Raw genomic sequence first — 12,731 nt, forward strand, 5'->3', positions numbered from 1 at the left:
TGATTCTGTTTATAATTTACAAAAAGCCACCGCTTGAGCAAACACCAAAATGAAGAGTGGGGAAAATGACCTTTTCTAAGGCTAGAAAATCAGGAGGTTGACTTAAATTTCAACTGCCGGCCTTGCTTTAGTGCTTCAGCATCTTTGGCATTTCCTATACCTATTCCAATAGTCATTCCTATTGGTAGGCCGATTCCTAAAAAGGCAAGATTATCCAAGGCCATTCCAAAAATCAAACCCATTGGGATTCCAAATATGGTCATTCCCAAGGCAAGCCATAAAGTTTGATAATAACCAACTGGGACGATCTGGAGCTCTTTTTCAAGAATTTGCAGGATTCCTTTTTTACCGGCATTTATTGTTTTTACCAATGCATCATCCGGTCCTTTAAAATCATTGATTCCAGAAATAATCTCATTGATTCTTTTTTCCTGAGATTCTGGAATACTTTTTTCCTCAATAGCCACAATCATCTCCTTGAAATTGGATGAAGCCTTTGAAAGCTTTGGGTGTGTGCTGAAGGAATCCCGATCTTGTAATTGTGTAATGGCCATGGGGATGAGTTTAAAGTGTTAAGTCATAGGACAGGTTTGAATCACTGATTGTACAAAAGACCCAAACCGATTCTTGAGTGAATATCAGGTAAATTTTTTTTAATGTAAATTCTAATGCCTATCCGGACAACTCAAATTGGGAGTTTATTTCGATGATAGGGTTAGACTCGTTCGGGTAAGTAATCTTTTTGGTAGCTAGTATAGGAGAAAGTAGCGTTCAAAATTTTATTCGACTGGAAAGGAAAAAATAAAAAAGGTGAAGGACCAAGTCTTTCACCCTATTCATTAAAACGTAAAATTAAGATTGAGGAATAGATTTCGCCCGGGCGCAAAAATAGGGGCGGCAGTGCCTCTCACCGATCGATTGAGATGTTCATAATAATTCTCATCCAATAGGTTATTCACCCCAGCATTAAGTGAAAACTGATTTGAAATTTGGTAGCCAATTATCAGATCTAGCAATGCGAATGAGGGGGTGACTGTTTCTCCAAACTCATTCGAAACTCTCGACTGTTCTGCTACCCATCGGAAGACAAATTCTGGCTTCAGCTTGTTATTCAAATAGCTTCCAGAAAGAGCATACCTAAAATCCAAAGGAGCAATTTCCGGCAAGGGCTCATCACGCTCTAAGTCTTGCCCGTAAGTATAGGCAATCCCCAAGTTTTGCTGTAAGCCTGCAAATAGTTTTTGTGTCCAGCTAATTTCAAAACCTGTTTTAAAAGCTTCGTCAATATTTACATATCTCCGAACCCCTGGACTCATCGGTAGCCTAGGATCAAGTTCTGGGTCGATTACCGATGAAATGTAATCCTGCAAGTAAGCAGCATAAATGTCCAAAGTCAGTGAAGAGTTTTCTGACGACCTCAACTTAAAAGTCAGGTCAGATTGATAGTTCACCTCGGGTGAAAGCTGTGGGTTACCTAGCATTTCATAAGGATCCTGACCCACGGGGAAATAGTTTATAAATCGCTCGGTCAGGCTTCCGCTTCTTTGGGCTCTTGCCAGCCAAAGTCCAGTTTGTATTTTATTTCCGAATTCTTTCAAGATACCTAGGCTCAGGTTTGGGTTCACCTGAGTGATCTGGGTATCTGGATTCACTTGAACAAATTCCTGGCTTGGGTCATTTAGATTGGCGGTATTAAATTCCAGCCTTCCGGACATGATGTAATCAAATGAGTTGCCATTGATGTGATACTCAGAGAAAAGCCCAGTTTTACTGATTCGTCCGTCTTGCCAGGCGTTATCCTCAAAGATTTTCCCAGCCATAGGTCCCATCAGGAATTCCCGGACCCGTGTACCTTCGGCGCCTTCTATCCGTAAGTCAGCACCTGCATATAATTTGCCTTGAGCAAAGTTCCAATCCCCTTCCGTTCTACCTCCATAATTGTAAGTGGTGGCTAAGGTTTCTGCATTTAACATTCGAGGATCCAAAGGCTTCAGCAAGTTATCCATCAGGTGATTGACAAAAGAGCCGAAAATGGTTGTATTCCAACTTTGAAGCGCTCTTCCCCTGAATTGTATATCATGTCTGGCGTTAAAAAGCCAAGTATCGTCCTCTCTGAGATCCATTGGCAAGGCAGGGAAATCAGCATCTCTAGCACGATTGTACGTGGCAGAAAGGCGAAGCTGCTGATTAGCGTTCAGTTTAACACCGACATTGGTGCCAAAGCTACCTCGACTGAAATCTGCCTGAACTGTTTCTCCGTTTCCAGCTTTATAATCATCCCCCTGAGACCAAGATGAGAAAATGCTCACATCATACTTCTCTCCAGTAAAGCCTATCTGTCCTTCTGCCCTAAAGATATTTCCATTGCTTTCATAACCTGTAGATACGCGACCAATGGTCTCCGGCGTACTACTGAATCTCAATTTAGAAGGTATAAAATTGATAGTAGCTCCTAAGCCTGTTCCGTATCTTAATGCATGTGGACCCTTTAAAATTTCGATTCGATCCATCATGTTTGGAGCCATTTGACTGGTAGGAGGGTCCATCCGATTTGGACATGCGGCTGTCGCACTTTGGGCACCATTCATCACCACATTCAGCTGGTCATATTTAAACCCTCTGAACACAGGGTCAAACCCATAGTTACCGCCTTTTCTAATGCTATTAAAAGCCGGTGTTTGATTCAGAATATTAGCAGCATCATGCTCTAAACGTTCCTGATAATCGATTTTAAGTTCGCCTTCTGGTTGTGAACCCTGAGGTTTGAGGGCTATAACTGTGACAGGGTAGAGATTTACCGAAATTTCTTTCCGGTAAATAACCTTGGCATTTATGGCTTGAAGAAGCTCTTGTCCTGATAGGGTCCAGGTTCCATAATTGACATGAGATAGGATCAAGACTTCTCCCTCCTGAAATGAAAATTGGATCAGACCATTATTGTCTGAAAGACCATTTTGCAAACCATATTCGAAAGTAGCTCCCTCGATAGGTAAAGCACTTTCTTCATTTAATAACCTGATTTCTTTTTGCTCAGATTGGGCAAATAGGGTATATGACAGTAGGTACAAGACCACTGTCAAGGTACGTTTAAAACTCATTTTAAATTTTAATTGAGATTTGATTAAGGAAAATTTTGCCCAGGGCAAGTGAAAGCATGCCAAGAATGGAATCGTGGCGTGCTATCCGGTTAATTGACATGAAGTCAATTAAGCCTCAGAAATCAAATTCAATTTTGGTGGATGAAAAATGTCAGCGATGAAAGAAGATGGAGAAAAATCATCTCCATAAGCCGGAATGAGATTTGAAATTAAGGGGGCTATTTGAGGCAAAAATTCAAAGTAATTTCCTGACTGAGAGTAAACTACTTCTACCTTATCCTGAATTCCTGCAGGTAATTGCTTTTCCTCTTGCTCCTTAGCCTTCTTCAGCTTTTTGGAGAGATAGCATTTGCCATCACAGTTCATCATTGGCTTCTCCTTATTGATACAGAGTACTTCTGCGATAAAGTCTTGGTTGACTTTAAAATCGATAATAATCCCAACCTTTAGGAAGGTAGGCATCATTAATACCGAAATCATCAATATGGAAAAAGCGTTTTTCAAATGCTTCCGAAATCTCCCGTAAAGATAATCAATCCGATTTACTGGAATCTAAAAAGTGATTGACATAAACTAAAAAAGAGGCTCTAATCTTTTCTCTGAACCGGCACTAGGGCCTTTTTTCCAAAAAAACTTCCTAGTAGCATTCCCAATAAACTGGCGCAAATACCATAGAGGGTAGAATCAATCGTGGTTTCAAGTAAATAGCAAATAAACCAGGTTCCTCCCCCAGCAAGAATGGATGCCCATGCCCCAGTGGAATTTGCTCTTTTCCAGTGAACCCCAAAAATAAAGGGAACCACCAAGCTCGAAAACATGAGGCTAAGGGAGGCAACAAGCAGATCAATAATATTGCTTTGAGTAATGGCAATGGCACAGGAAATAATCGCAACCAGAAGAATGCTAAGACGGGTGAAAAGCAAAAGATTTTTGTCCGATAATCCTTTGAAATAGGGTTTAACGAGATTTTCGCCGATTACCGTGGCAGGGGCTAGCATCGCCCCCGAGGAAGTGCTCATGATAGCAGAGATTAAGGCTCCATAAAATAGAATTTGAAGAGGTACTGGAGTGAATTTATTTACCAGTTCTGGAATTAGACTTTGTCCATCCTCTAGAAATGCGAGCTCAGGATGAACCTTGATAGCTGCGATAGCGATCAAATAAGGGATGGTAGACACCAGAATGATTAACCCTGAACTGAGAATCAAGCCTCTTACCGCTGCTTTTTCTGATTTTGCAGAAAATACACGTTGATAAATCTCTTGGCCCGGTAAGGCACCCACAGCGATAGCAAGAAATGTCGCCAAGAAATCTGACAAATTTTCCAGACCGGGTGGAGGAAATAAAGAGTAAAAGCTCTCATCCTGACTAGCCAGTGCAGACTCTATTCCTCCCACTTGATCCAATAACGGAAAAAGTAAAAAAATCAGTCCTACTACAATCAAAACACTCTGGACCATATCCGTATAGGATACAGCCCACATTCCCCCCACATAGGTATAAACCACCACCGATAAAGCTCCGAGTAAAATACCTGAGACTAGTGAGATATTCAGGACGCTTTGAAATAGAAATCCCAATGCTACAAGCTGCGCCGCAATCCAATGTGGGTATGAGAGGATGGTGATCAAAGAAAAAGCAAATTCCAATTTCTGATTAAATCGTTCCCTTATAAAATCACCAATGGTTCGGTAGTTATGCTTATACAATTGCTTTGCAAAAAAAATAGCAACCAAAAACAAGCAAAGACCTTCCCCAAAAGTAAGAGCGACGTAAGTTGAAAAGCCATTTTGTATAAATTCGGCAGGATTACCTACCACTTGGTTTGACCCAAACCAGGTTGCAAAAAGTGTCACTCCTACAAATGCGGTAGAAAGTGATTTTCCCGCTAATGTAAAGTCCTCAGAAGTCTTTACTTTTTTAGACGCCCAGAATCCTATCCCTAAAGTAGCTGCAATGAAAAAAGGAATAAAAAGACTCACCATAGGCTGGATGTGGGGTTATAATTCAACCCAGAAACGCCGAATATACAAAGTCCTAGAGAAACTGGGATTAGAATTCTACCCCAAACCGCTCACTCAATTCTTTCAAATCTTGAACAACGGGCTCCAGTAAAGGGATTCCGTTTTCCATCCTTTCAGCTTCAAGAATCCGTTCAGGATCTCCTGGGATTAGCACTTTTTCGTTTCCTGGGGTAGTTTCCGATTCTCTGAATCGTTTGATCCAATTGTCCATGTGGGATTTAAATTCATCAGCTGGACGGAAAGCATCCACTCGCATGGCTCCAAAAAAATGGCCGATTCCTTCTCCAACTGGATTAGGATCAGGGTCTAAAAATGCCACAAATGGAGGAACCCAAGGCCCGTAATTTGCCCCGGACAATACAGCTGAGAATATATCCACAATGGACCCTAAAGCATAACCCTTATGCGATCCATGAATGCGGTCACCACCTAGTGGAAGCAAGGCTCCTCCGTCCTTTACTCCTGTGGGGGACTGAGTTGGCTTACCTGATTTATCTTGAATCCAACCTTCAGGAGCATCTTCTCCCTTCCGCTGTAGTATTTCCAGTTTTCCATTTGCTGCCGTGGTAGTTGCCATATCGGCTACAAAGGGAGGTTCCTGATTCGCAGGTATGGCCACTGAAATCGGATTTGTTCCCAGAAGCCTTTCTTTGGAAAATGTTGGGCTTACCAAAGGGCTGGCATTGGTCAGGGAAAGTCCAATCATATCTTTCTCGAGGGCCATCATCGCATGGTAGCCAGCGATACCGTAATGGTTTGAATTCTTGACTGATACCCATCCTGTACCTACTTTTTCAGCTTTGGCCATAGCCACCTCCATCGCATAAGGAGCGACTATTAGACCAAGTCCGGCATCGCCATCGATCACCGCTGTGGAAGGTGTTTCATGTACGATTTTTATGTCAGGCGTTAGGTTTATTCTACCCTTCTCCCAAAGCCTCACATAGCCAGAGAGCCTAGCCACACCATGACTATCTACCCCTCTGAGGTCAGCTGAAAGTAAAACATCTGCTGCTGTTTTGGCTTGATCTTCAGGACAGCCGATTTTATGAAGAAGTCGAAGGGTAAAACTGTGGAGTTGTTCGAAAGTATAATTCATACTATGCTGAAATGGGCTCGTAAAATACCTTCTGCTTTGATGTCTTGCAACCTTAAACGGACTTTGGGTCCATGCTTTTATGCACCAGGCTAGAAATGGCACCTTCCTTCAAGGCATAATGAGAGCATGTGATAGAAGGAACTGGTACATATTGAAGGATAAAATTGATCAGGCAGGAAGCCACCACAATCATATCCACTCGCATGGGAATCATTCCTGGAATCAAAAGCCTTTCTTCCCGGGTTTTGATCATTAAATTTTTATGAATGATTTGATAGTCCTTGGTCGGTAATTGGAAAACATGACGTCCGGTCAGTTTGCACTGCAAAAGCGACTCAAAATAAATGTCGGTGAGTGTATCGAAGGTCCCGGAAGCACCAACCAAACCAGTGGGCTGATATTTTTCTATGGCTTCCAGCAAAGGTGATAGCTGTTCCACTAGATAGGCGTTCATGGCTGACACCTCCTCGGGTAAAATCGGATCATGGTGGTGAAACTTCTCAAGAAGTCGTTGTCCTCCTATTTCGAAGCTTTGCTTCCAAAGTGATGATTCTTCTGTGCCTATGATGAATTCGACAGAACCACCACCGATGTCCATCATCAGCTCCCTATGACCATTGAGTGATCCCGAAAGTTTGATGCCCTGATAAATTAATTCGGCCTCTTCTTCTCCGGAAATTACTTTGATGTTAATATCCAGTTCTTCTTTTACCCTTTTGACGAAGTCCGGGCCATTTTTAGCATTGCGCACTGCGCTGGTAGCAAAAGCAAAAATTTCTGTGATATCTCGATTCTCAATTTTGGCTTTGAAATCAGCCAAGGTAATCATCGCCCTTTCAATCGCGTCATCCGCAAGAGTGTTCCGGTTAATTCCCCCTTTGCCAATTTTTACTGGCACCTTTTCCTTATAAACCGTCTCAAAACCAAACTCATCCATTTCCACGATGAGTAGGTGAAACGTGTTCGTTCCCATATCAATTACCGCTGCCTGATGCGAATTATCCATTGCCTAAATTTTCGATGGGGCGAATATAGAATTTATTTAAAAAAAACACGGATATGAGTCATTAGATTAAGAACTGAATTTTGAATACATTCCGATTTGTGGTACAAACTCACCCTACCACATAATATTTTTTAAAGAACGTCTAAAGGCCACTATATTTGAAGCGATAAAATATTTATGAATGACCGACCCAAATAGACCAATCAACAAACCTCTAACCAAGGCTGAAAAAAGTGCTGAATTAAAAAGGAAGAATGAAGAGGCGCTCCTCGGGGGTGGACAGAAAAGGATCGATTCGCAACATAGCAAAGGAAAGCTTACCGCCAGAGAACGCATTGACATGTTTCTGGATCCGGGGACATTCCAGGAAATAGATAAGTTCGTTATGCACCGTACCAAAGATTTTGGTTTGGACAAAGAACACTATCTGGGTGACGGTGTGGTGACAGGGTACGGAAAAGTGAATGGGCGGTTAGTCTTTTTATATTCTCAGGATTTTACAGTTTTTGGAGGGTCTCTCTCAGAGACTCATGCAGAAAAGATTTGTAAAATCATGGATATGGCCATGAAGAATGGTGCGCCGGTAGTTGGACTTAATGATTCTGGTGGAGCTCGAATTCAAGAAGGTGTGAATTCACTCGGTGGCTATGCGGATATTTTTTATCGAAATACCCTTGCCTCAGGGGTGGTTCCGCAGATTTCTGCCATTATGGGCCCATGTGCAGGAGGAGCGGTTTACTCTCCCGCAATCACAGATTTTATCCTAATGGTGGAAAATACTTCTTACATGTTTGTGACAGGGCCTAATGTGGTGAAAACTGTTACTCAGGAAACCGTATCAGCTGAAGAGCTCGGAGGAGCCTCAGCCCATAGTACCAAAAGTGGAGTGACTCATTTTGCTTGTGCCAATGAGGTGGAATGCCTGGAGCATGTGAAAAAGATTCTGAGCTACCTTCCGCAGAATTGCGAGGAAACTGCACCTGTATATCCTTATGAAAATGGTGGAGATGAGATCAGGCCTGAACTAGAAGATTTGGTTCCTGACAATCCTAATCATCCATATGACATCCGCGAAGTTATAAGCGGAATTGTGGATTCAGAATCATTCCTTGAAGTGCATGAGAATTATGCAGATAATATCGTGGTGGGTTTTGCAAGAATTGCAGGAAGAAGCATTGGAGTAGTCGGAAATCAACCGCAGTCCATGGCCGGAGTTCTTGATAATCATGCGTCCACCAAGGCTGCACGTTTTGTAAGGACTTGCGATAGTTATAATGTACCTCTCTTGGTTTTGGTCGATGTGCCCGGTTTTCTTCCTGGAACTGATCAAGAGTGGAATGGAATTATCAGCAATGGGGCAAAGCTGCTTTATGCTTTCTCTGAAGCGACCGTTCCTAGAATAACCGTGATCACAAGAAAAGCTTATGGAGGTGCCTATGATGTTATGAATTCAAAGCACATCGGTGCGGACTTGAATTATGCATGGCCTACAGCTGAAATTGCGGTGATGGGAGCCAAAGGAGCGGCAGAGATTATTTTTAAAAAGGAAATTTCGGAAGCAGAAAATCCTCAGACCAAGATCGATGAAAAGGTAGAAGAATATACTGCCAAGTTTGCCAATCCTTACAGAGCCGCTCACAGGGGCTATATCGATGAGGTCATTAATCCCTCTGAAACCAGAGCAAAACTGATCACGGCATTTCAAATGCTTGAGAATAAAGTAGATCGAATTCCGAGAAAAAAACACGGGAACATTCCTCTTTGATCTTGTTTCCCCAGAAAAGAAAAAACATGGACGCTAAAGAGTTTTTATACAAATACTTAAATAATGCTTCACCTACAGGATTCGAGGCATCAGGTCAGCAGATTTGGTTGGATTATATCAAGCCGTATGTGGATAGTCATTTTACAGACAGCTATGGAACCGCAGTGGCAGTGATCAACCCAGATGCAGAATTTAAGGTAGTAATTGAAGCGCATGCGGATGAAATCAGCTGGTTTGTGAATTATATCAACTCAGATGGCTACATCTATGTCACCCGAAACGGAGGATCAGATCATATGATCGCACCTTCCATGAGGGTGAATATTCATACGGATAAGGGTATCGTTCCTGGAGTTTTTGGATGGCCAGCTATCCATGTAAGGAAATCAGGCAAAGAGGACAGTCCAACCATGGAGAATATCTTTATAGACGTGGGAGCTCGCTCTAAAGAGGATGTTGAAAAGCTAGGAATCCATGTGGGTTGCGTGATCACATTTAAAGATGAGTTGCTTGAGCTGAATGATAAATTTTATTCTGGAAGAGCTTTGGATAATCGAATTGGTGGATACATGATCGCTCAGGTAGCCAGAAAGCTAAAGGAGTCAGGTGATAAATTACCATTTGGCTTATATGTGGTTAATTCTGTTCAGGAGGAAATAGGACTTCGAGGTGCGCAAATGATCGCGGAGAAGATCCAACCTAATGTTGCGATAATTACTGATGTTTGTCATGACACTACGGCACCCATGTATAATAAAATAAAAAGTGGGGATCAGGTAGCCGGTAAAGGTCCTGTGTTGACCTATGGGGCATCGGTACATAAAAAGCTTCTGGACCTCATCATCGATTCGGCAAAAAAGAATGACATTCCTTTTCAACGATCAGCTGCTTCAAGGGTAACAGGAACTGATACTGATGCTTTTGCTTACTCAAATGATGGAGTTCCGTCAGCTTTGATATCTCTTCCTTTAAAGTATATGCATACCACAGTTGAAACTGCCAGTAAGGATGATATTGAACAGGTCATAAATCTGATGTACACGTTCGTGAAGGAGTTTGACCCATCCTTCGATTTCAAATATGTGAGCTAATCTTCTCGATTATGCTCTTCACTGATCAGCTAAATAGAAAAATTACTATCCCCTCTCCACCAAAGAGAGTGGTTTCCTTGGTACCATCCCAAACTGAACTACTCGTGGATTTAGGATTAGAGGAAAGGCTGGTTGGAGTGACCAAGTTTTGCGTTCATCCTTCCCATCTTAGGAAGTCCAAGACAATAGTAGGAGGGACCAAGGATTACCGTTTCGAGCAGATTGATCAATTGAAACCAGATTTGATCATAGGCAACAAGGAAGAGAATAACCGGGATGGGATAGAGACACTTGCTCAGAAATACCCCGTTTGGTTAAGCGATATTTCCAGCTTAAAGGAAAACAATCATATGATACTGGAATTAGGAAAGATTTTCCAGGTATCAGAAAAGGCTGAGTCCTTGGTCAAGGAGATAAATTCTTCTTTTGAAAAGCCTATGGAGAGCAAGGGCTCTGCTGTGTATCTGATTTGGAATAAGCCTCTGATGGCTGCAGGCCAAAGCACCTTTATTGATTTCATGCTTAAAATTGCTGGATTTACCAATGCCACTCGGAGAGATAGATATCCGGAGATAACTGATAAAGAATTAAAATCCCTTAGCCCAAATCATTTATTATTAAGCTCCGAGCCCTTTCCCTTCAAAAGGAAGCATATTGATTATTTTCAGTCGCTTTTACCAAATACGAAAATCAAATTGGTAGATGGAGAAATGTTTTCCTGGTATGGTTCAAGGCTTTTGAAGTCCGCAGATTACTTTCGGAGCCTCAAGTGACCAATTTACCGCTTGTGAAAAAGTGGCACCACATTCTTTTGATCACCAAATTTTAAGGCGTAATTTGACTTCTTTAAAAAAATTGATAAAGTATACGCATATGAAGATAAGAAAATACCTTTTAGCAGGAATGATTTCCATCCTGGCTTTGGGCTGCAGCCCAGAAAAAACAGAAGAAGTATCTGAAGCTGAGACGGCAGATACCATAGTCCCTGAGGTAATGGATAATTCACTCAATGAGTCTGAAAAAGCAGATGGTTGGATGCTCCTTTTTGACGGGGAGACTATGGATGGTTGGCGAGCTTTTAATGGTGATGAATTACCTGAAACCTGGATTGTGGAGGATGGAGCCATGAAGGCATTAGGCGCCGGTGGTGATATCGGAGGAGATATTGTCTTTGGACCCATGGAATTTGAGGAATTCGAGTTAGAGTTTACCTGGAAAATCGAAGAAGGCGGGAATAGTGGTGTAATGTATCATGTGGTGGAGGATCCAAAATATAAAGCGCCGTATGAAACTGGACCTGAATATCAGGTTATTGATCAGCTCGGATTTCCTGACCCACTTGAAAAATGGCAATCTCTCGCTGCTGATTATGCGATGTATGAACCAGATTTTGAAGGAGTGGTGAAACCAGCTGGGGAGTGGAATACATCAAGGATAGTATTCACTAATGAAGGAGCTTCCTACTGGCTAAATGGTAAAAAAACTGTTGAGTTTGTTCCTTATTCTGAGGACTGGACTACCAGGAGGAACTCAGGTAAGTGGGATGATTTTCCTGATTATGCCATTGCTAAAAGCGGCTTGATCGCACTTCAGGATCATGGTGCAGAAGCTTGGTTTAAAAATATAAAAATCAGAAAGCTATGAGAAGGTATTTTGGATTACTGACCGCATTGTTGATTTCTTTCTCGGCTTTCAGCCAAAGCGAGAGTTTGTTCAATGGAAAGGATTTGGAAGGATGGGAAATTTACGGAACTGAGAAATGGTATGTGGAAGATGGTCTTCTGGTATCCGAGAGTGGCCCTGATAAGGGTTATGGTTACTTAGGTACAACCAGAAATTTCAAGGATTTTGAGTTGACGGTAGAGTTTAAGCAGGAGGCTAATGGGAATAGCGGTGTCTTCATTCGATCCACAGTAGATGGGACTAAGGTCTCTGGCTGGCAGGTGGAAGTAGCTCCTCCAGGAAGTAACACCGGAGGCATTTATGAGTCTTACGGGAGAGGTTGGTTGATACAACCAGAGCCTGAAAAAGATAAAGCCTTGAAGTTCGGTGACTGGAATACCATGAGGATTGTGGTAAAAGGAGATAGAGTCACCAGTTATCTAAACGGCCAGGAAATGGTTGACTATGAAGATGAAAAGATTGGAGATGGAGAAGGTGGCGTTTTGCTCCAGATTCATGATGGTGGAGGAATTAAAGTTTATTGGAGAAACTTAGAGATTAAAGAATTGTAGCCCCTGGCTTTAAACGAATTTGATTAAACCTCCTGAATATTTTTCAGGAGGTTTTTTGTTTTCCTTTCTGAAAAGAATCGACAAATAATTAGTATTTTCTAGTGCTAGAAAGAATAAAATCAGCGATATTTGCAATCCTGTTTTGGCGAAAGGCCGGGATGGTTGTTGTAGAGAGGGGTTGAGATTAGGAATTTTTTTTACTTCAGGGTATTGGAAGTTAAAAATGATCGATTACCTTTGCACTCCCATTCGGACGGAAGGGGGATAAAAAAATAGAAAAAAGGGGTTTTGATGACCTGTTTTTTTGCGAGTCAGCCGGAAGGGTTGAACAAGTTCTTTGAGATGATGTAAGGCGAAAACCTGAGTGTTTTTAAGTTATAGTTTAGGCTAAGACTTAGGGGCATGAAGAAATAG

11 protein-coding genes are annotated in these 12,731 nt (G+C 41.9%); 5 read left to right on the top strand and 6 right to left on the bottom strand.

Annotated features, from left to right (window positions below; genetic code table 11):
* Positions 1–89: 89 nt before the first annotated feature.
* The 6 genes from QVH07_RS13455 to QVH07_RS13480 all read right to left on the bottom strand — a co-directional run bounded on the left by QVH07_RS13455 (position 90) and on the right by QVH07_RS13480 (position 7,227).
* A complete protein-coding gene (locus QVH07_RS13455) occupies positions 90–554 on the bottom strand; it encodes a hypothetical protein (RefSeq protein WP_290001168.1) in 465 nt (154 codons plus the stop codon).
* 285 nt (positions 555–839) lie between these two features.
* A complete protein-coding gene (locus QVH07_RS13460) occupies positions 840–3,098 on the bottom strand; it encodes a TonB-dependent receptor domain-containing protein (RefSeq protein WP_290001171.1) in 2,259 nt (752 codons plus the stop codon).
* Between the two features lie 108 nt (positions 3,099–3,206).
* On the bottom strand, positions 3,207–3,578 hold the full coding sequence (locus tag QVH07_RS13465) for a hypothetical protein (RefSeq protein WP_290001174.1): 372 nt from the start codon (positions 3,576–3,578) through the stop codon (positions 3,207–3,209).
* Between the two features lie 107 nt (positions 3,579–3,685).
* The gene (locus tag QVH07_RS13470) at positions 3,686–5,083 is read right to left on the bottom strand and encodes a high affinity choline transporter 1 (protein ID WP_290001176.1); all 1,398 of its coding nucleotides are present in this window, start codon (positions 5,081–5,083) and stop codon (positions 3,686–3,688) included.
* A 67-nt stretch (positions 5,084–5,150) separates the two neighbouring features.
* Positions 5,151–6,221 carry an Ldh family oxidoreductase gene (locus tag QVH07_RS13475; RefSeq protein ID WP_290001178.1) on the bottom strand — a complete coding sequence of 357 codons (1,071 nt, stop codon included), beginning with the start codon at positions 6,219–6,221 and terminating at the stop codon, positions 5,151–5,153.
* A 52-nt stretch (positions 6,222–6,273) separates the two neighbouring features.
* A complete protein-coding gene (locus tag QVH07_RS13480; protein ID WP_290001183.1) occupies positions 6,274–7,227 on the bottom strand; it encodes a Ppx/GppA phosphatase family protein in 954 nt (317 codons plus the stop codon).
* A gap of 181 nt (positions 7,228–7,408) precedes the next feature.
* Here QVH07_RS13480 and QVH07_RS13485 point away from each other — a divergent pair, with 181 nt between their 5' ends.
* The 5 genes from QVH07_RS13485 to QVH07_RS13505 all read left to right on the top strand — a co-directional run bounded on the left by QVH07_RS13485 (position 7,409) and on the right by QVH07_RS13505 (position 12,317).
* Positions 7,409–8,992: an acyl-CoA carboxylase subunit beta gene (locus QVH07_RS13485; protein ID WP_290001185.1), complete on the top strand. Its 1,584-nt coding sequence runs from the start codon at positions 7,409–7,411 to the stop codon at positions 8,990–8,992.
* 26 nt (positions 8,993–9,018) lie between these two features.
* Positions 9,019–10,083 carry a M42 family metallopeptidase gene (locus tag QVH07_RS13490; RefSeq protein WP_290001188.1) on the top strand — a complete coding sequence of 355 codons (1,065 nt, stop codon included), beginning with the start codon at positions 9,019–9,021 and terminating at the stop codon, positions 10,081–10,083.
* 11 nt (positions 10,084–10,094) lie between these two features.
* A complete protein-coding gene (locus QVH07_RS13495; RefSeq protein WP_290001189.1) occupies positions 10,095–10,856 on the top strand; it encodes an ABC transporter substrate-binding protein in 762 nt (253 codons plus the stop codon).
* 100 nt (positions 10,857–10,956) lie between these two features.
* Entirely contained in the window at positions 10,957–11,727 is a 771-nt protein-coding gene (locus QVH07_RS13500; protein ID WP_290001192.1) for a 3-keto-disaccharide hydrolase, read from the top strand.
* On the top strand, positions 11,724–12,317 hold the full coding sequence (locus QVH07_RS13505; RefSeq protein ID WP_290001194.1) for a 3-keto-disaccharide hydrolase: 594 nt from the start codon (positions 11,724–11,726) through the stop codon (positions 12,315–12,317). The genes QVH07_RS13500 and QVH07_RS13505 overlap by 4 nt, the downstream gene beginning before the upstream one ends.
* Positions 12,318–12,731: the final 414 nt, after the last annotated feature.

The sequence above is a fragment of the Algoriphagus sediminis genome, from assembly GCF_030403435.1.
In the GTDB taxonomy this organism is placed as follows: domain Bacteria; phylum Bacteroidota; class Bacteroidia; order Cytophagales; family Cyclobacteriaceae; genus Algoriphagus; species Algoriphagus sediminis.